Source organism: Bradyrhizobium cajani (assembly GCF_009759665.1).
In the GTDB taxonomy this organism is placed as follows: Bacteria; Pseudomonadota; Alphaproteobacteria; order Rhizobiales; family Xanthobacteraceae; genus Bradyrhizobium; species Bradyrhizobium cajani.
On record NZ_WQNE01000001.1, the window covers coordinates 290,597 to 310,108 of the forward strand.

Below are 19,512 nucleotides of genomic sequence, written 5' to 3' on the forward strand. Positions count from 1 at the left end.
CCGCGCGGCGCGTGTGCTAAACAGGTCGGCAGCGGAGCCTGACGATGAAACGAACCGTTGCTCTGACGACGCTGGGCTTCGCGCTCGTCGCGACTATGGCGAGCGCTCAGGACATGATGCGTGACGTCGACCTCACCTCACCTGCCATGGTCTCCGCTGAAATGAGCCGGCAGGACATCGAGGCCGTACTGGCCAAGGCGAGCGCCGGTGCACCCGCCGACTTCACCGGCACGCGCTTGTCGGGGCTCGATCTCTCGGGGCTCGACCTTTCCGGGGTGGTGCTTCGCGCGGCGCGGCTCAACAAGACAAAACTCGGCGGCGCCCGTCTTGATCGAGCGATCCTCGATCAGGCGTGGCTTCTCGATGCGGATCTCACGGGCGCAAGCCTGAAAGGCGCGAACCTGTTCGCTGCGCAGATGGCTCGCGCTCACCTCGACGGCGCTGATCTGACCGGCGCGCGCATCGCAGCCGATCTCAGCGGCGCGAGTCTGGTCGGCGCCTCGATCGCCGACGCGAATCTCGGCGCCGACATGCGCAACCAGTCGATGGGGTTGATGCGCGCCGTGCTGCGATCGGCCAAACTGGAACGGTTGAACGCGCGCAACGCCGACCTGTCGCGCGTCGATCTCGAATTTGCCTCCCTCAGGGGAGCCGACCTGACCGGGGCGTCTCTCCGGAACGCCCAGCTCGGCGGCGCGGACTTGACCGGGGCAACCGTCATCGACACCGATTTCGATGGCGCCGATCTCACCTCCGCCAAGCTGATTGCACCAATCGGCCTTGACCGCGCCAAGAATTTCGACAAGGCAAAGAACCGCGAGCGCCTGATCAGGCAATAACGGCGTCGCCTTGGGAGGACGATTTGATGCGTTGGGCTCTGGTGTTGATCGCGTTGCTGGCGTTTGCCGGCGAAGCCGCCGCGCAAGGCAAAGGCAAGGGAATCCGGCTCTGGAATCTGACGACGGAGACGATCTCGGGCTTCCAGCTCTCGCCAGCAGGCAAGACCGACTGGGGCCCGAACCAGACCTTGAACGACAAGGACAAGGAGGTCGACCACGACGAGCGGCTGCGCATCATCGGCGTCGAGCCCGGCCGCTACGACGCCAAGGTCAGCTATCCCAATGCGCGGCAGTGCATCGTGCGCGACATCGAGATCAGGGCGGATGCAGTGTTCTCGATCGCGGACAAGGATCTGAAGGACTGCACGAAGTAGTTAAAAGACCCTCATGGTGAGGAGCGCGAAGCGCGTCTCGAACCATGAAGGCCCGGCTCTCGCCTCTGGCCATCCTTCGAGACGCCCGCTCCGCGGGCTCCTCAGGATGAGGCGCGGTAAGGGGCGTACGGGCTCGTCACGCCTTGTCGTTCGGGTGGGGATATTCGCAGCGCCACCGCACTGCATGCCACTTCGGATGCTCGCCGACCCACTGCGCGATATAGGGCGGCGCGGCCATCGCGCATTGCCGCGGCGACCCCGTATAGTTGAACACGATATGCTGCTCCTCGCAGGTCGCAGGCGAAAGCACCGCACACACAGTCACCACCAGGTCAATCGGGTTCATTCCGGGATCCTCTCGCAAGGGGCGATGGAGATTAGCATGAAAGGCTACGCCCCATGGAGCGGGAAGTTTCAATTTGATCGGGGAATGGCTTCCTCTGTTCCCCTCTCCCCGTCATACCCAGGGCTATCGCATATGCTGCCAATTTCTTTGTGGCCATCCTTCGAGACGCCCGCCGTTGGCGGGCCCTCAGGATGAGGACCGAGTGCGTGGCAGCAGTTTCGACGAGCGCCGATGCCGCTTAGCCTCATCCTGAGGAGACCGCGAAGCGGTCGTCTCGAAGGACGAGGCGCGCGCTCAAGTCACGCAAAATGCCATATGCGATAGCCCTGCCGCAAGCGGGAGAGGCGAACAAAGCCCTCGCTAGAAGTTGACCCCGAACACCAGCCGTGCCTGATGACGCTCGAAATTGACGAGGTCGAGATTGGCACCTGATCCAGCCGGACGGCCCCAGGCCTGCATGCTCCAGCTCAGCGTCAGCCGCGATCGCTCCGATAGCTGGACGTAAGCGGTGGGACCGACGAACAGCGCCTGGCCTGAGAATTCGCCGAGGCCGATGCCCTCATACTGCCGGAAGTAGCGTAGTTCGCCGCCGAGCAGCACGTTGGGGCGCACGCGAACCATGCCGGCAAACGCCGCCCCGATCGTCGAACTCTTCTCGGACAGGCCCCCCACCTCGAAGCGCGCCCATTCCGGCTGATAGATCAAATTGAGCGCAGCGATGGCGAAGTTCGGGACGAGTTCGCGGTCGAAGGCCAGCGTGAATTCGGTGCCGTACATCCGTCCCTTCGCGCCGCTGGTCTCGTCGATGCGGTCGCCATGGAGTTCGGCCGCCACGGTAAAGCCAAATGGCGCGCGCTCGCGGTCGAGCAGGCGGTAACGCAGGTCGAGCGAGGCGCCCTGGAAGTTGAACTGGCGGCGATCGTCGATATCGGGAACGCCGGTGATGTCGTGCAAGGTGGCGGTGCCGCCGACCTCGATGCGAAAATTCGGCAGCGGCACCACCTCGATCTCGACCTCGTGCTCGAGGGCGCGATAAGTGCCCCCGCCTTTGCCGAGGCGCCCTGTCGTCTGGGTCTGGAATTCGCGCTCGCCGGGACTGCCGACATCGGTGCCGATCATGAAGCCGAAGATGTGCTCGGTATCGAAGCCTTCCTCGGCGCTGACGCATGCCGGCACAGCCGCAATGCCGCACGCAACCGCCGTCCAGAATCTCAGAGCCCCACCGCGCATCCCGTATCCCGAAGCCGCCCGCCGCCTTGATGCGGCAACCGCGCTGTCCGAGCGTCAGCGTAACACAGGGACGTTGAGCAGGGTCGAGATTTTGACGGGAGAATCTTGAAGCCCGCCAAGGTGTAGGTTTGCGCCAATGGCGGCGCATGAGGCACATTTGCGGGCGAAGGTCCGACACTGCCACGGCTTCGATGGCATCCGCCACCGAAGCCGCGGCAGGTCGTCAGTCTTACTTGCGCGAAGCGCAGGCGTACATGTTGATTTCCATGCCCACCGGCACTTCCACGATCTTCGGAGCTTTCCAAGCCATCCGGGGTCTCCCAAGGTATTGAGCGCGACATCGCGCGAACCGAAACCTAGGGCTGCGTCAGACACGACGCAAGTCTGGAATCCGACCGCCGATACAGCGAACTGCCGCATGACACGCGCGCAGTTCTCTCTCGGGCAAACCGTCTTCGCTCCCAGTCAAGCGCCGCGGCTCTCACCTCAACAATCGCAGCAGCGTGCGGCCCGCACGCGCGCTCAGCTCCTTCGTATCCAGCGTGCCGTCCTTGTCGGGATTGGCCGCGTTGAATCGCTGCTCCACCACGGACAGATATTCGTCGAGCGTCAAAGTCCCATCGCGATCGGGATCGGCGGCGGCGAGTTCTTTGGCCGTCAATCGCCCGCGCAATTCGCGCGCGTCGAGCGTGCCGTCGTGATCAGGATCGAGCTTGGCAAACATCGCGGCGGCCACCTTCTTGACCTCGGCAAGATCGAGCGTGCCGTCATTGTCGGTGTCGAACATCTTGACGACGTTTCCGGACGCCGACCAGGCCGGGCCGGACAGCAATGCAATCGTGAGCGCAAGCGCAACAGAAAGGCGCGATATCATCAGAACCTCCATGACCAAGAGTCCCGATTCGAGCGGGATCCAAACGAGATAAGTCCACAAACGTGCCCCGGTTCAAGTCGGGATTACAACCAGCACGCGTCACAACTCGCGGAATCGACCGCGGGCCCGGCGACGGCCTCCGGCCGAGCTGCTTCGCGACGCGGAATTTTTTCAGCGCCTGCACACAAGTGAGCCTGGGTTGTAAGGTCTCCGTCAGCTGACTGGCATCTGCGCGCAACATATCGGCGCCGCACTTGCGACTTTCGTATTGACGCGTTTTGCATTCGGGCGGAGTGTTGCTCCCGCAGCGTCAAAAGGCGCGCATATTGGGAGGAACGGATGAAACGCTTTGCGATGGCCGCGAGCCTCGTCATGCTTGCATCGACTTGTGCAAGCGCACAGACCAGCGAGCAGCTGGTCAAGGGCGCGACTGATACATCGAACGTTCTCAACTACGGGATGGGCTACAATCTCCAGCGCTTCTCGACGCTGAACCAAATCAACAAGGACACTGTCAAGAACCTCGTCCCGGTCTGGAACTACTCCTTCAACGACGATCGCAGTGAGGAATCCCAACCCATCGTCTATCAGGGCGTGATTTATGTGACGTCGCACAATGCGACGATGGCCGTCGACGTCAAGACAGGCAAGCAAATCTGGAAGAGCAAGATCGAATATCCCGCCGAGACGCCTCGAATCGTCTGCTGCGGCATCATCAATCGCGGCGTCGCGATCCACGAGGGTAAACTATTCCGTACCACCCTCGACGCCAACGTGATCGCGCTCGATGCCAAGACCGGCAAGGAGCTGTGGCGGCAGAAGGCGGCGGACATCAAGGAAGGCTACTCCATGACGGTGGCCCCGCTGGTCGCAGACGGCGTCGTCATCACCGGCATTTCCGGCGCCGAGTTCGGCACACGCGGCTTCATCGACGGCTGGGATCCGGCAACCGGCAAGCATCTCTGGCGCACCCACTCGATCCCCTCGCCGGACGAGCCCGGCGGCGACACCTGGAAGGGCGACACCTGGAAGCTCGGCGGCGGCTCGACCTGGATCACCGGGTCTTATGATCCCGAGCTAAACACGATCTATTGGGGCATCGGAAATCCCGGACCGTTCAACTCGGCAGTGCGCCCGGGCGACAATCTCTACACCTGCTCCGTGCTGGCGATGGATCCCAAGACCGGCAAGATCAAGTGGCACTACCAGTTCTCGCCGAACAATCCGTTCGACTACGACGCCGTGGCCGAGATGGTGCTCGCCGATGTGAACGTCGAGGGCAAGCCGACCAAGGCGCTGATGAATGCCAACCGCAACGGCTTCTTCTACGTGCTCGACCGTACCAACGGCAAGCTGCTCGCGGCCAACCCTTACGTGAAGGTCAACTGGGCGACGGGTATCGACATGAAGACGGGACGTCCGATCGAAACCGACGTTTCGAAGGACGCGCGCGAGGGCAAGAAGGTCACGGTCTATCCCTCGATCCTCGGCGGCAAGAACTGGGAGCCGATGTCGTTCAATCCGCAGACCGGCCTTGCCTATGCCAACACGCTTGCCTTCGGCGGAAGGTACAAGACCGAGCCCGTCACCTACAAGCAGGGTGAATGGTATCTCGGCATGGACCTGACCGACCTCTGGGAGTACGGAGACGGGCCGCGCGGTCACCTCAAGGCCATCGACCCCATGACCGGCAAATCGAAGTGGGAAGCGCCGAGCGACATTCCGCGCTTCTCGGGCGTGCTGTCGACGGCCGGAGGCGTCGTGTTCTCGGGTGCGCTGACCGGCGAGTTCGAAGCCTTCGACGCCGACACCGGCAAGAAGCTTTGGCAGTTCCAGACCGGCTCCGGCATCGAGGGACAGCCCGTGACCTGGCAGCAGGATGGCGTGCAGTATGTCGCAGTGACGAGCGGCTATGGCGGCGTCTACTCGCTGTTCTCCGGCGACGAGCGGTTGGCTCAGGTGCCGCCCGGCGGTTCGCTGTGGGTCTTTGCAGTCAAGCAGTAACTACGGATACGATGCTGAAAGTGATTTCTCACAAGACGGCGGCGGTGATCGCCGCCGTCGCGGTGCTGTCGGTCGCGCTTGCGGCGACCGTTCGCGCCGATGACGCCACCGCCAATTCCATGCAAGCGCAGATCGATCATGGCAAGTCGACCTACGCCTCGAAATGCTCGCACTGCCACGGCCCAAATCTGATGAACTCCGGCACCATCACGCCGGACCTGCGCGCCATCCCCGACGACAAGACGCGCTTCATCACCACGGTGAAGAACGGCAAGAACAACAAGATGCCGCCCTGGGGCGACATCCTCAGCGACGACGAGATCGGAAACCTCTGGGCCTTCGTCTCCAGCCGGAGACGGCCATGAGACGCCGGCTCTCCGCGTGGAGCGTTGCTGCGATCCTCGCGGCGGCGCCCCTCGTTGCGCGCGCGGCCGAAGACCCGCTGAAGATCTGTCTCGACAAGGACCGGCCACCGCTGTCGGTGCATCAAAAGAGCAAGCCGGATGCGGGCTTCGACGTGCTGCTGGCGCAGGCAATTGCAGAGCGGATGCGACGGCCGCTGACGATCCAATGGTTCGAGAGCAGGCTCGACGAGGATTCCAGCCCGCAGCTCGAGGCCAATGCGCTGCTCTCGGACGGGCGCTGCTCGCTGGTCGGCGGCTACGCGCTGACGCGGGATTCGCTCGTCGTCCCCGGCATGAAGACGGCGCGCTTGCCGGACTTCACCGGGGCCACCCGTGACGACCGGCGCCGCCGCGTCGCGCTCGGCGTGCTGGCGCCGAGCCAGCCCTATGTCTATTCGCCGATGACGGTGGTGCTCGGGCCGAAGGCGCGGGATCGCAAGATCGGCGACATCGGCGATCTCGCCGGGCTACGGCTGGTGATCGAAAGCGGATCGCTGGGCGATGCGATCCTGATGACCTACGACAAGGGGCGCCTGATCGACAGCATCACCCATCTCGTCCCCGGCCGCGACGACCTGCTCGGCACGCTCAGCCGTGGCGACCATGACGCAACGCTGATCGATCTTGCCCGCTTCGACGCCCATCGCGCCGCGCATCCCGATACGGCAATCACCGCATCCGGCTATTACTATCCGATCGGCGCCAATCGCGGCTATGTCGGGCTTGCCCGCGATGGCGCGCTGATCGAGGCCGTCAACAAGGTGCTGACGGAGCTTGGCACCGAGGGCAAGATCGCCGAATTCGGCAAGCAGGCCGGCCTCACCTATCTGCCGCCGCGCGAGCCCGCGATCCTCGGCGACGTCTGGATGAAGATCATTCAGCGGTAGAGGCCTGTCATTCCGGGGCGCCCGTAGGGCGAACCCGGAATCCATTTCTCCACAGCGCATGCGGTCCGATGGATTCCGGGCCTGCGTGCTGCGCACGCATCCCGGAATGACGATACGGTTGGCGGTGGAGCACAACGGCATCGACTCGCCTGGCGGCGCCATGAACCGTATGATGCCAGCGTTTCATTCGCCCATCCGGTGCCCCGTGAACCTCCCGACCATCCCGCCGGCCGCCAACCTGCGCGACGTCATCTCCCGGGAAATCAAGACCGGCGAACTCCTGCGCGCGCTGATCGTCGTCGGCCCCATGGTCGCGGCCTATTTCATCTCGCGCGAGGCGGCCCTGCTCAATCTCGGGCTGGTCGCAGTCTCGCTGCTGATTCCCGCGCTCAGGTTGCATTTGGCGCCGAAAGTGATCGCGTGGCACTACCTCGCCATTCTCGTCACCTTTGGCGCTCTGTTCCTCGCAAGCCCCATCAAGGCGCTGTTCGTGGGGCTGACGGCGCTCGCCGGTTTCGTCGCGGTCGCCGTGACACGCCACGGAGAAGACTTCCGCACGCTCGGCAATTGGGTCTTCATCCCCGCCGTCTATCTCGCCTGCGAAGTGCGGGAGGGCGTGAGCCCGTCCGAGGCGCTGCGCCATGCCGGCGTGATCGTCGCGTCCTCGCCGATTGCGCTGGCGTTGGTCTGCTCTGTCCAGATTTACGACCAGCGGCGGCGCGGCAGGGACGCGGCGACTTCGTTCGGAGCCCCTGCCGCCCAGTGGTTTCTGCCGGCAAGCGCGACCGCCATGGCGGTCTTCGCCGCGGCCGCGCTGGTCGAGATATTCGACCTTGCGCAGGGGCAATGGGTGATGTGGTCGGCCGCAAGCGTGGTCGTCGGCGATCTCGCTGCGTCGACGGGCAAGCTGAAGCAGCGCGCGATCGGCGCGTTCGTCGGCGTGCCGCTCGGCTTCCTCGCCGGCATCGCGCTGCCGCAAAGCCGTGTCGGCTATGCACTTGCAGTGCTCGCGGCCACCCTCACGCTGATGTCATTCTCGCGCTACGTCGTCGGCTTCGGCCTGCGCTGCTTCTTCATTGCGCTGGCCGCGTCCTTTGCCGGCGGCGCCAGCGGCATCGCGGAGGAGCGCATCGTCAACGTGCTGATCGGCGGCACGTTCGGCCTCGTTGCGGTGGCCCTGACCGAGGTCGCCTGGCAACGGGTCATGCGGAAGGCCCGGCCGCCCGGGTGAGGCGCGAACGAGCACGGCGCTCTCCTTCGAATGCGCCAATCTGTCTCGCCTGTCGGCCATGGCGGAGGCGGCGCGATGCAGTACCCTCGGTACAAATCCGGGAGAGAGCAACATGTCTGCAAGACTCGATCGCCGCCACTTCGTCGCCGCCGGTGTCAGCGCGCTCGCGATGCCTTTCGTCTCGCGCGGCGCCTCGGCGCAAGCTGCGTGGCCGGCGCGGCAGATCCGCATGATCTGCAGCTATCCCGCTGGCGGGCAGACCGACCTGCTCGCGCGCGCCTATGGCGAATTCATCTCCAAGCAGGGCGGAAAGACCGTGGTCATCGAGAACAAGGCCGGCGCCTCCGGTGCGATCGGCGCTGCGGAGGTGGCCCGCGCGGAGCCCGACGGCCACACCGTGCTGTGCTCGATCTCGACCACCTACATCATGAACCGAGTGGTGATGAAGAATCCGGGCTATGACATGGACAAGGATCTGACGCTCGTCAGCGTCATTCCCGGCGCCGGCCTCCTGCTGGTCGCAAACCCGAAAACCGGAGTCAAGACGCTGGAGGATTTCGTCGCCTTCGCCCGCAAGAGCGGCAAGGTGAATTTCGGCACCTACAGCGCCGGCTCGGTCCCGCACATGACGATCAACGAGCTGAACAAGCAGTATGGGCTCAACATCGAGCCGGTCCACTACCGTGGCGAAGCACCGATGTGGACGGGGATGCTGGAGGGCACGCTCGATGCCGCGATGGGCAGCTACACAGCGGCGCAGTCGGTTCTGCAAAGCGACCGCGGCACCGTGTTCGCGGTGCATTCGAAGAAGGTCGACGCGATTCCTGCGATCAAGACCCTCCCCGAGCAGGGCGCAACGTCGAAAATTCTTCACCGTCAGCGGCTTCACGGGATGGGCCGTCCCGAAGGCGACGCCACAGCCGGTCGTCGACCGGCTGGCCGAGCTCTGCGTCGCCGCCAACAGCGATCCGAAGGTGAAGGAGGTTCTCGCGACCTTCGTGCTCGAGCCCGCGATCGGCTTCAAGGAGACCAACGCCCTGTATCAGAGTGAACTGCCGATCTGGATCGAGAGTGCGCAGTCGCTCGGCCTCGAGCCGGCCTGAACGTCGCGGCGCCGCTTAGCCCGCTGGCCACACCCCTTTGTGCCCGGCGTCCGACCAAAGCCTAGTGTTGGAAGCGCATTTTCCCGCTATGATTGTGTACCGCTGCCGGAAGACCCATTTGGCGCGGACGCGAAAGGCCGATCGCATGACACCGGATGGCGTCGCCGTAGCAGTCATGATCATCCTGCTCTTTCCGATGGGCTATTTCACGCTGGCTTCGCCCGCCTTCCTGCTGGTGAAGCTGGATATCCAGCCCGTCGCCCAGTTGCTACGCGGAATGTTCAATGCCCATTTTCTGGTGATGCGGGTTGCCGGCGTCATCGGAACGGTGGCTTTCCTGCTCGACGGTCGCCTGGTCGCCGCGGCGGGCGTTGGGTTGGTTGCGGCCTTGGCGATCTGGGGCCGCCGCTGGTTCATGCAACGGATGGACGACCAACTCAGCGCGAGGGACGCCGGCGATACCGAGGCCCCGCGTCGGCTGCGCCGGCTGCACTGGAGCGGAATGCTGGGTAACGCGGTGCTGCTCGTCGCTCTCGTGGCCAGCATTCCCTACGTCGCCGCGTCGGCGTGAGGGATATCGCCGCCGCCGGCACGTGACCGGCAACCGCCGTTGGCGACCGGCCGTCGTCGCGCGGCCCGACTAATGCTCCTCCGAGCTCACGGTGCCCTGCTGCGCCTTGTGAATCGAGGACGGCACCACGCCGAAATATTTCCGGAACACCCGGCTGAAATGCGATGAGCTGGAGAAGCCCCAGGAGAACGCGACGTCGGTGATGGTCTTGCCGGCGTGCGCCTCGAGCTCCTGGCGGCAGTTCTGCAAGCGCGCCTGCCAGATATAGTCGCTCACCGTGGTGCCGCGCTCGGAGAACAGCATGTGCAGATAGCGCTTGGAGCAGCCGAGCTCGGCGGAGATCTGGTCGATGCACAGATCCGGATCGCGCAGGTGCTCGCGGATGAAGAACTGCGCGCGTACATACATCGCCTCGGGCCCGACGCGATCGAACATCGTGTCGGCCTCGCGCAGCGGCAGCAACAGAAGGTCGATCAGCGAGTCGGCAACACCGACTGCGCTGTTCGCCGACAGCTTCGCCGCCTCGTCGAAGGTCGCATGGACGAAATCATGGGCAATGCGGCCCGTACCTGTCTTTGCCGACAGCTTGCAGGCCGGCATCCGCTGCGACGGGAATCCGCGGTCGCGCAGCAGCGCCTTCGGCACGATCACCACGTCGTGACGCGTGAAGGCGGGGCTGATGATCGAATGCGGGCAGGAGACGTCATAGGCGATGATGTCGCCGGGGTTCAGCTCGATGTGTCGGCCTTCCTGCTCGAAATAGGACACGCCGTAGGTCTGGAAGTGGATCTTGATGTACGGGTGTTCATTGGCCTTGGCGCGCGCCATCGTGTGCGCGATGCGATGCTGGCTGACCTCGATCTGACAGAGCTTCAGGCGCGAGACGGTCGTGTAGTCGATGCGGCCCTCGAGCGAGGATGCCTCGAGCGGATCGACGTCGAAATGGCCACACAGGCTCGTCAGCCCGTCGATCCAGCTCTGGATCTGGCGCTTCGGCGTCATTCCGGTGGTCGAGAGCGTGTGAATTGTGTCGGACATTAATCCAGCCACTGGTTTGATCCGGAGATTCGACGCGAATCGCGACCAGCGCTGTCGGAGCCCTCAGCCGTGATTTGCGTGACGTTTGCCTCGAATTTGAGTGGTCTTTTGCAACGAGCGCCATCGTTCCATTGCCACCCTTGAAAGTTAATCCTCCGCCTTAGTTGCAGCGCCGTCAAGGGGAACCTGAGCGCCGAGGGCGGTCCCGAAGCGGTGCGGAAGCCGCTGAATTCGCTACTGCAAAATCAAAAACTTCGCATCCGTGCGCTGTCAAGCAAACCGGCTTCTCTCTTGGGCAAGTTTCCCGAGGACGAAGCCGTTAGGGATTACGGCAGGAACAACAAGAACGGGCCGCTCCTGCACGTGGACCCGTGGCTCTCATCAGGAGGAGGAAACAGCACAGCATCGTTTCTGGTCCCAATCGCGACCGCCCTGCACGAGCAGACGCCGGACGAGAAGCCCGGTGATTGAGCAAATAGTTCGGAAACAATAAACGAGACCAACGGAGGAATGACTATGCGCAAGGTGCTACTGGCGACCTATCTTGGCTCCGCGGCGGCTCTCGCCGTCGGCAGCGCGTCAGCCAATGACGAGCTGATCAAGATGTCGCAGAACCCGAAAGACTGGGTAATGCCGGCGGGCGACTACGCCAATACCCGCTATTCCAAGCTGAACCAGATCAACGCACAGAATGTCGGCAAGCTTCAGGTTGCCTGGACCTTCTCGACCGGCGTGCTGCGTGGCCACGAGGGCGGCCCGCTGATCATCGGCAACATGATGTACGTCCACACGCCGTTCCCGAACAAGGTCTACGCTCTTGACCTTTCAAACGAGAACAAGATCGTCTGGAGGTACGAGCCGAAGCAGGATCCGAACGTCATCCCGGTGATGTGCTGCGACACGGTCAACCGCGGCCTGTCTTACGGCGACGGCAAGATCATCCTGCACCAGGCCGACACCAACCTCGTCGCGCTCGACGCCAAGACCGGCCAGGTGGCCTGGTCGGCGACGAACGGCAATCCGTCGAAGGGCGAGACCGGCACATCGGCCGCGCTGGTCGTCAAGGACAAGGTGCTGGTCGGCATCTCCGGCGGCGAATTCGGCGTGCAGTGCCATGTCACCGCTTACGATCTCAAGAGCGGCAAGCAGGTCTGGCGCGCCTACTCCGAAGGTCCGGACGACCAGATCAAGGTCGACCCGGTCAAGACGACGGCGCTCGGCAAGCCGGTCGGACCCGACTCTTCGCTGAAGACCTGGCAAGGCGATCAGTGGAAGATCGGCGGCGGCTGCACCTGGGGCTGGATTTCCTACGATCCCGCTCTGAACCTCGTCTATTACGGGTCAGGCAACCCCTCGACCTGGAATCCGAAACAGCGTCCGGGCGACAACAAGTGGTCGATGACCATCTTCGCGCGCGACGCGGACACCGGTATGGCCAAGTGGGTCTACCAGATGACGCCCCATGACGAGTGGGACTATGACGGCGTCAACGAGATGATCCTCACGGATCAGCAGATCAATGGGCAGCCTCGCAAGCTCCTGACCCATTTCGACCGCAACGGTCTCGCCTATACCATGGACCGTGAGAACGGCGAACTGCTGGTCGCCGAAAAGTACGATCCGAAGGTGAACTGGACCTCCGGCGTCGACATGAACAAGAGCTCGCCGACCTATGGCCGTCCGAAGGTGCTGGACGCAGCGTCGACCGACAAGGCGGGCGAGGACGTCAACGTGAAGGGCATCTGCCCGGCCGCGCTCGGCACCAAGGACGAGCAGCCGGCAGCCTACTCGCCCGACACGCAGCTGTTCTACGTTCCGACCAACCACGTCTGCATGGACTACGAACCGTTCAAGGTGAGCTACACCGCGGGCCAGCCCTATGTGGGTGCGACGCTCTCGATGTATCCGCCGCAGGGTGAAAGCCACATGGGCAACTTCATCGCCTGGGACGGCAAGACCGGCAAGATCGTCTGGTCGAACAAGGAGCAGTTCTCGGTCTGGTCGGGTGCGCTCGCGACCGCCGGCGGCGTGGTGTTCTACGGCACGCTCGAAGGCTACCTGAAGGCTGTCGATGCCAAGTCCGGCAAGGAGCTCTACAAGTTCAAGACTCCCTCCGGCATCATCGGCAACGTCACCACCTATGAGAACAATGGCAAGCAGTACGTTGCCGTGCTCTCCGGCGTGGGTGGCTGGGCCGGCATTGGTCTGGCGGCAGGCCTGACCGATCCGACCGCCGGTCTCGGCGCCGTCGGTGGCTACGCGGCCCTCAGCAACTACACGGCGCTCGGCGGTACGCTGACCGTGTTCTCGCTGCCGAACTAGCCTCAACCGTATCGTCCGGCGCGTGGATCAACTCCACGCGCCGGCTCGTCTCCACCGAACGCCTTCGAGGACAATCTCTTGCGTAAAATCTGCTCTGTCATTGCTGCGATGATCTTCGTTGCGTCCGGAGGAATTGCGGTCGCGGACGGCCCCGGCGACCCGACCGCCGTGAAGAAGGAAGACGACGGAAAGTGGCTCGATAAGGAAGGGACCCCGACCTACAAGATTTCGGCCGACGGCACCGTGGACTGGTTCACCTATTCCGGATACCGCCGCTATCACTCCGACTGCCACGTCTGCCATGGCCCCGACGGCATGGGATCGACCTACGCACCGGCGCTGAAGGACTCCGTCAAGTCCATGAGCTATGGCGACTTCCTCGGCGTGGTCGCCTCTGGTCGCAAGAACATCTCGACGGCGCAAGAGAACGTCATGCCGGCCTTCGGCGACAACCCGAACGTCGCCTGCTACATGGACGATCTCTACGTCTATCTGCGCGCCCGCTCCGACGAAGCATGGGGCCGGCAGCGTCCCTCCAAGAAGGAGGAGAAAACGGAAGCCTATACCAAGGCGGAAGACGCCTGCATGGGCAAGAAATGAACGTTGCCGGGACTGCAGAGACTGCTTCCTGGCATCATACGAGAATTTGAGGAGCTTACGATGAAGACACGTGCCGCCGTCGCTTTCGAAGCGAAGAAACCGCTTGAGATCGTCGAGGTCGATCTGGAAGGACCGAAGGCTGGCGAAGTCCTGGTCGAGATCAAGGCCACGGGCATCTGCCATACCGACGCCTATACGCTCGACGGCTTCGACAGCGAGGGGATATTCCCCTCGATCCTCGGCCATGAAGGTGCCGGCATCATCCGCGAGGTCGGCGCCGGCGTGACCTCGGTGAAACCGGGCGATCACGTCATTCCGCTCTACACGCCGGAATGCCGGCAGTGCAAGAGCTGCCTCAGCCAGAAGACCAATCTCTGTACCGCGATCCGCGCTACGCAGGGCAAGGGCGTGATGCCCGACGGCACCAGCCGCTTCTCCTACAAGGGCAAGCCGATCTACCACTACATGGGCTGCTCGACCTTCTCGAACTTCACGGTGCTGCCGGAGATCGCGGTCGCCAAGATTCGCGAGGACGCGCCGTTCGACAAGAGCTGTTACATCGGCTGCGGCGTCACCACCGGCGTCGGCGCCGTCGTCAACACCGCCAAGGTCGAGCCGGGCTCCAACGTGGTCGTGTTCGGCCTCGGCGGCATCGGCCTCAACGTCATCCAGGGCGCCAAGATGGCCGGCGCCGACAAGATCATCGGTGTCGACATCAACGACTCCAAGGAGGATTGGGGCCGCAGGTTCGGCATGACCCATTTCGTCAACCCGAAGAAGGTCACTGGCGACATCGTCCAGCATCTCGTCGGCCTCACCGACGGCGGTGCCGACTACACCTTCGACTGCACCGGCAACACCACGGTGATGCGTCAGGCGCTGGAAGCCTGCCATCGCGGCTGGGGCACCTCGATCATCATCGGCGTCGCCGAAGCCGGCAAGGAGATCGCCACCCGCCCGTTCCAGCTCGTCACCGGGCGCAACTGGCGCGGCACCGCCTTTGGCGGCGCCCGCGGCCGCACCGACGTGCCGAAGATCGTCGACTGGTACATGAACGGAAAGATCCAGATCGATCCGATGATCACCCACGTGCTCAAGCTCGATGAGATCAACAAGGGGTTTGACCTCATGCACGAGGGCAAATCCATCCGTTCCGTCGTCGTGTTCTAGCTCACAGACATCACACCAAGGAGGATCGACCCATGACTGTTGCACTCCACCCATCGATCGACAACGGCCTCAAACAGGGCACCGGCAGCTTTGCCGGCGGCACGCTGGTCTGCAAATGCAGCGACCACCCGGTCAAGGTCGGCATCAAGGGCGACGTCGCCCACAACCACGCCTGCGGCTGCACCAAGTGCTGGAAGCCGCAGGGTGCGACGTTCTCCGTCGTCGCCGTGGTGCCGCGCCAGAACGTTACCGTGCTCGAGAACGGCGACAAGCTCCAGATCGTCGATCCCTCGGCGGTGATCCAGCGCTACGCCTGCAAGGCCTGCGGCACGCACATGTACGGCCGCATCGAGAACAAGGGCCATCCGTTCTACGGCCTCGACTTCATCCATCCCGAATTGTTCCAGGAGCAGGGTTCGCAGGCGCCGCAATTCGCCGCCTTCGTCTCCTCCGTGATCGAATCGGGCGTGAAGCCGGAGCAGATGGCCGGCATCCGTTCGCGGCTGAAGGAGATCGGGCTCGAGCCCTATGATTGCCTGTCGCCGGCGCTGATGGATGCGATCGCGACCCACGTGGCGAAAGCCAAAGCCGCCTAAGCAAGGCCGCCGAGAGCCTTTGCCAAGCGCCCATCGGCTCGCTGGTGCCACCATCGCCAGCGAGCCGGACGGTCCCGCCCCGGGACCATCGCGGCGATGACGCCGCCTCTGCACGACGCGTAGATGAGGACCATCAGTTCCTCAGTCCTGGTCTCTGAATGACTGCGCAGTGCCGTCAACTTCCATCTTGAAGTCCGCGGTGCCTGCGTTTCTCCCTCCCTCGACTGAGGCATCCTGCTTCGTCCGCGCAGTCTTCCTGGCGGACGAAGCTTTTTTTGTCGCGCCCGCCTCGCAAGCACGCGGCGTAGACTCCGCGCCCTGCTTTTGACAAACCACCGATGCAATCTTTTCCCGGTGAAGGCCCCGGCCGTGAACACCTGGTTGTGAACACCTGGTTGTGAACACCTGGTTGTGAACACCTGGTTGTGAACACTTGGCTGTGAACGCCGGGCCGGCGCGATCTCTGCTACGATCGCGTCGTCACGATGCCGCACGGACTCAATCAATTAAGAAGAAAACGGGAGGTATCGAGTACATCCTGACATCGCCAATTGCGTTCCTGCCTCCTGCCGGGATTTGCCCGTGCGGGATCACGGGCCGGAATGCTGCGGCGCGTATTGCGCCGACCGCAATCGGCAAATCTTGAAATCAGCATGCTTATGAAGAGCGAGGGACGATCATGATCAAGGTGAAGATCAACGGCCAGGAACAGAGCTGGGATGGCGACCCGGATCTCCCGCTTCTCTGGTTCCTGCGCGACGAGGCCGGGCTGACCGGCACCAAATTCGGCTGTGGCCAGGCCCTGTGCGGCGCCTGCACCGTCCTCGTCGACAAGGAAGCGGTGCGATCCTGCATCACATCCATCAACGATGTCGCCGGGCGCGAGATCACGACGATCGAAGGATTGCACCCCACCGGTGACCACCCCGTGCAGAAGGCCTGGCGTCAGGTCAACGTTCCCCAGTGCGGCTTCTGCCAGGCCGGCCAGATCATGCAGGCCGCCGCGCTGCTGATGGACAATCCCAAACCGTCACACGATCAGATCCGCGAGGCGATGTCCGGCAACATCTGCCGCTGCGGCTGCTATCAGCGCATCGAGAACGCGGTCCATCTCGCATCGACGGGGGTGTGACATGAATTACATCGACAATCCTCGGAAACTTCGTGGCTTCGAAAAGAACATCAAGATCGAGAAGATCTCGCGCCGCAGTATCCTGAAGGGGCTCGGCGTCACCGGCGGCTTCGTGCTTGCTGCGCCCGTGATGTCGCGGCAGGCGCTTGCCTATGAAACCGGCGCCGGAAAGATGCCGCATGGCGTCGTGGTCGATCCGCGTGTGTTCGTTTCGGTGGCTCCAGACGGCATCGTCACCATCGTCGGACACCGTTCGGAAATGGGCACCGGCGTGCGCACCAGCCTGCCGTTGATCGTGGCCGAGGAAATGGAGGCCGACTGGACCAGGGTGAAGGTGCAGCAGGCCCATGGCGACGAGGTCAAGTTCGGCAATCAGGATACCGACGGCTCGCGCAGCACGCGGCACTACTTGATCCCGATGCGGCAGATCGGCGCCTCTGCGCGCACCATGCTGGAACAGGCCGCGGCAAAGCGCTGGGGCGTGCCGGCGACCGAGGTCAGGGCCGTCAATCACGAAGTCGTCCACAGCGCTAGCGGACGCAAGCTCGGCTTCGGCGAGCTCGCCGCCGACGCCGCCAAGGAATCGGTGCCGAGCATCGAGGGCCTCAAGCTGAAGGACCCCAAGGACTTCCGCTATCTCGGCAAGGGCCAGATCGGCATCGTCGATCTCCACGACATCACCACCGGCAAGGCGCGTTATGGCGCCGACGTGCGGCTGCCCGGCATGAAATACGCCGTGATCGCGCGCCCGCCGGTGACCGGCGGCAAGCTGGTCTCGTTCGACCCGGACGCCGCGCTGAAGATCTCCGGCGTCGAGAAGGTCATGCAGGTGCGCGGCTGGCCCTGGCCCTCGAAATTCCAGCCGCTCGGCGGCGTCGCCGTGATCGCGCGCAACACCGGAGCGGCGATCAAGGGCCGCGACGCATTGAAGCTCGTGTGGGACGATGGTCCCAACGGCAAATACGACTCCGTCGCCTACCGCAAGGAGCTCGAGGAGGCCTCGCGCAAGCCCGGCCTCGTCCTGCGCAAGGAGGGCGATGCGGACGCTGCGCTGAAGGGCGCCGACAAGGTCATCGTCGGCGAATACTACATCCCCCATCTCGCCCATGTCAGCATGGAGACGCCGGTGGCGGTCGCCGACGTCAAGGGCGACAAGGCGGAGATCTGGGCGCCGGTGCAGAGCCCCGGCGGCACCCGCGAGGACGTCGCCAAGACGCTCGGCATTCCCGAACAGAACGTGACGGTCAACGTCACGCTGCTCGGCGGCGGGTTCGGGCGCAAGTCGAAATGCGACTTCGCACTCGAGGCCGCGCTGCTCTCCAAGGAGCTCGGCGCCCCGGTGAAGGTGCAGTGGACGCGCGAGGACGACCTCCACAACGGCTTCCTGCACACCGTCTCGGTCGAGCGGATCGAGGCGGGCCTCGACAAGAACGGCAAGGTGATCGCCTGGCGCCATCGCAGCGTGGCACCCAGCATCGCCTCGACGTTTGCTGCCGGCACCGTGCACCAGGCCCCGTTCGAGATCGGCATGGGTCTCGTCGACATGCCGTTCGAGATCGCCAACATCTCCTGCGAGAATCCGGAAGCGGCCGCGCACACCCGCATCGGCTGGTTCCGCTCGGTCTCGAACATCCCGCGTGCCTTCGCGGTACAGTCGATGGTCGGCGAGATCGCACAGGCGACCGGCCGCGACCAGAAGGAAACGCTGCTCGCGCTGATCGGCAGCCCGCGCATCGTCAAGCCTGCGGTGAAAGACCTCTGGAACTACGGCGAGCCCCAGGACAGCTACCCGATCGACACCGCGCGCCTGCGCAAGGTGGTCGAGCTGGTTGCCGAGAAGGGCCAATGGGGACGACAGGTGCCGAAGGGCCACGGCCTCGGCATCGCCGTGCACCGCAGCTTCGTCAGCTACATCGCGACCATCGTCGAGGTGGCCGTCGACGACAAGGGCAAGCTGACGGTGCCGCGCGTCGACACCGCGATCGATTGCGGCACCTATGTCAACCCCGAGCGCATCGCCTCGCAGATCGAGGGCGCAGCGATCATGGGACTGAGTCTTGCCAAGTACGGCGAGATCACCTTCAAGGACGGCAAGGTCCAGCAGAAGAACTTCGACGACTTCCAGGTCGTCAGGATGGACGAATCTCCCGTGGTGACCAACGTCTACATCGTGCCGCCCGGACCCGACACGCCGCCGAGCGGCGTTGGCGAGCCCGGCGTGCCGCCGTTCGCGCCGGCGTTGATCAACGCGATCTTCGCCGCGACCGGAAAGCGCATCCGCAGCCTTCCAATCGGGAAGCAATTGGAAGCGTAGACGCAGGGAACGCAAGCGGCCTTGTGTCGTTTCCATCGATCTGACAGGAGCAGATCGATGACCAACATCTCAAAGGCGCTCGCAGTCTCGCTGTCGAGCGCTTTTCTTTTGACGACGTCCGGCGCGTTCGCCCAGAGCAACACCACCCCGCCGACCACGGCAACGCGCCCCGCCACGCCGGACCAGAACTCACTCCCCAACGCCAACGCCCCACCCGCCTCGACCAGCCAGACCACCGGACAGAGCAATACCGATCCCAAGGTTCAGGAGATGAACCAGAAGGAAAAGGACAAGGTCGACAGGCAGGGGAAGTAGCACTGGCACTCTGGCGGTTGGTGCACTGCGTTGCCACGCCGTTTGGCCGGGCTTGTCCCGGCCATCACGACTTTTCACGCGGAACGAAGAACGTGGATGCCCGGGACAAGCCCGGGCATGACGAGAGTGGTGATACAGGCGTCAGCTCGCACGCAAAATGCG

Annotated in this window: 19 protein-coding genes and 1 pseudogene; 15 read left to right on the forward strand and 5 right to left on the reverse strand. The window is 63.8% G+C overall.

Annotated elements, in window-relative coordinates; translation table 11 throughout:
• Positions 1-44 precede the first annotated feature (44 nt).
• Together GPL20_RS01370 and GPL20_RS01375 are read left to right on the forward strand one after the other, a co-directional pair.
• Positions 45-839 (forward strand): pentapeptide repeat-containing protein, encoded by a 795-nt coding sequence (locus GPL20_RS01370; RefSeq protein WP_157326998.1) that lies wholly within the window; start codon positions 45-47, stop codon positions 837-839.
• A gap of 26 nt (positions 840-865) precedes the next feature.
• Positions 866-1,213 carry a hypothetical protein gene (locus tag GPL20_RS01375; RefSeq protein WP_157326999.1) on the forward strand — a complete coding sequence of 116 codons (348 nt, stop codon included), beginning with the start codon at positions 866-868 and terminating at the stop codon, positions 1,211-1,213.
• 136 nt (positions 1,214-1,349) lie between these two features.
• Here GPL20_RS01375 and GPL20_RS01380 read toward each other — a convergent pair whose 3' ends face one another.
• From GPL20_RS01380 to lanM, 4 genes are all read right to left on the reverse strand, one after another.
• Positions 1,350-1,559, reverse strand: coding sequence for a hypothetical protein (locus GPL20_RS01380; RefSeq protein ID WP_157327000.1), 210 nt, complete (start codon positions 1,557-1,559; stop codon positions 1,350-1,352).
• A 360-nt stretch (positions 1,560-1,919) separates the two neighbouring features.
• Complete coding sequence (locus GPL20_RS01385; RefSeq protein ID WP_157327001.1) at positions 1,920-2,789, reverse strand: DUF6662 family protein; 870 nt, start codon at positions 2,787-2,789, stop codon at positions 1,920-1,922.
• A gap of 229 nt (positions 2,790-3,018) precedes the next feature.
• Positions 3,019-3,099 (reverse strand): pyrroloquinoline quinone precursor peptide PqqA, encoded by an 81-nt coding sequence (pqqA, locus tag GPL20_RS01390; RefSeq protein WP_008562446.1) that lies wholly within the window; start codon positions 3,097-3,099, stop codon positions 3,019-3,021.
• 171 nt (positions 3,100-3,270) lie between these two features.
• The gene (lanM, locus tag GPL20_RS01395) at positions 3,271-3,663 is read right to left on the reverse strand and encodes a lanmodulin LanM (RefSeq protein ID WP_157327002.1); all 393 of its coding nucleotides are present in this window, start codon (positions 3,661-3,663) and stop codon (positions 3,271-3,273) included.
• A gap of 339 nt (positions 3,664-4,002) precedes the next feature.
• Here lanM and GPL20_RS01400 point away from each other — a divergent pair, with 339 nt between their 5' ends.
• From GPL20_RS01400 to GPL20_RS01425, 6 genes and pseudogenes are all read left to right on the forward strand, one after another.
• Positions 4,003-5,667 carry a methanol/ethanol family PQQ-dependent dehydrogenase gene (locus tag GPL20_RS01400; protein WP_157327003.1) on the forward strand — a complete coding sequence of 555 codons (1,665 nt, stop codon included), beginning with the start codon at positions 4,003-4,005 and terminating at the stop codon, positions 5,665-5,667.
• 11 nt (positions 5,668-5,678) lie between these two features.
• Positions 5,679-6,032, forward strand: coding sequence for a c-type cytochrome (locus tag GPL20_RS01405; RefSeq protein ID WP_157327004.1), 354 nt, complete (start codon positions 5,679-5,681; stop codon positions 6,030-6,032).
• Complete coding sequence (locus GPL20_RS01410) at positions 6,029-6,958, forward strand: substrate-binding periplasmic protein (protein WP_157327005.1); 930 nt, start codon at positions 6,029-6,031, stop codon at positions 6,956-6,958. Before GPL20_RS01405 ends, GPL20_RS01410 begins: the two co-directional genes overlap by 4 nt.
• Before the next feature lie 205 nt (positions 6,959-7,163).
• Positions 7,164-8,189 carry an FUSC family protein gene (locus GPL20_RS01415; RefSeq protein WP_254125015.1) on the forward strand — a complete coding sequence of 342 codons (1,026 nt, stop codon included), beginning with the start codon at positions 7,164-7,166 and terminating at the stop codon, positions 8,187-8,189.
• A gap of 112 nt (positions 8,190-8,301) precedes the next feature.
• Positions 8,302-9,292 (forward strand): annotated as a pseudogene (locus tag GPL20_RS01420) (Bug family tripartite tricarboxylate transporter substrate binding protein).
• Positions 9,293-9,437: 145 nt separating this feature from the next.
• Complete coding sequence (locus GPL20_RS01425; protein WP_157327006.1) at positions 9,438-9,863, forward strand: hypothetical protein; 426 nt, start codon at positions 9,438-9,440, stop codon at positions 9,861-9,863.
• A gap of 69 nt (positions 9,864-9,932) precedes the next feature.
• On the opposite strand, the gene GPL20_RS01430 is transcribed toward GPL20_RS01425, so the two are convergent.
• Positions 9,933-10,901 carry a helix-turn-helix domain-containing protein gene (locus tag GPL20_RS01430; protein ID WP_157327007.1) on the reverse strand — a complete coding sequence of 323 codons (969 nt, stop codon included), beginning with the start codon at positions 10,899-10,901 and terminating at the stop codon, positions 9,933-9,935.
• A gap of 516 nt (positions 10,902-11,417) precedes the next feature.
• Here GPL20_RS01430 and xoxF5 point away from each other — a divergent pair.
• The 7 genes from xoxF5 (at position 11,418) to GPL20_RS01465 (ending at position 19,350) form a co-directional block, all read left to right on the forward strand.
• Entirely contained in the window at positions 11,418-13,223 is a 1,806-nt protein-coding gene (gene xoxF5, locus GPL20_RS01435) for a lanthanide-dependent methanol dehydrogenase XoxF5 (protein WP_157327008.1), read from the forward strand.
• Positions 13,224-13,331: 108 nt separating this feature from the next.
• Entirely contained in the window at positions 13,332-13,823 is a 492-nt protein-coding gene (locus GPL20_RS01440; RefSeq protein WP_157327434.1) for a c-type cytochrome, methanol metabolism-related, read from the forward strand.
• 60 nt (positions 13,824-13,883) lie between these two features.
• Positions 13,884-14,993: an S-(hydroxymethyl)glutathione dehydrogenase/class III alcohol dehydrogenase gene (locus GPL20_RS01445; RefSeq protein WP_157327009.1), complete on the forward strand. Its 1,110-nt coding sequence runs from the start codon at positions 13,884-13,886 to the stop codon at positions 14,991-14,993.
• Between the two features lie 32 nt (positions 14,994-15,025).
• Positions 15,026-15,589: an S-(hydroxymethyl)glutathione synthase gene (gene gfa, locus GPL20_RS01450; protein ID WP_157327010.1), complete on the forward strand. Its 564-nt coding sequence runs from the start codon at positions 15,026-15,028 to the stop codon at positions 15,587-15,589.
• A 679-nt stretch (positions 15,590-16,268) separates the two neighbouring features.
• The gene (locus GPL20_RS01455; protein WP_157327011.1) at positions 16,269-16,721 is read left to right on the forward strand and encodes a (2Fe-2S)-binding protein; all 453 of its coding nucleotides are present in this window, start codon (positions 16,269-16,271) and stop codon (positions 16,719-16,721) included.
• 1 nt (position 16,722) lies between these two features.
• The gene (locus tag GPL20_RS01460) at positions 16,723-19,035 is read left to right on the forward strand and encodes a xanthine dehydrogenase family protein molybdopterin-binding subunit (RefSeq protein WP_157327012.1); all 2,313 of its coding nucleotides are present in this window, start codon (positions 16,723-16,725) and stop codon (positions 19,033-19,035) included.
• A 57-nt stretch (positions 19,036-19,092) separates the two neighbouring features.
• The gene (locus GPL20_RS01465; RefSeq protein ID WP_157327013.1) at positions 19,093-19,350 is read left to right on the forward strand and encodes a hypothetical protein; all 258 of its coding nucleotides are present in this window, start codon (positions 19,093-19,095) and stop codon (positions 19,348-19,350) included.
• Positions 19,351-19,512 lie beyond the last annotated feature (162 nt).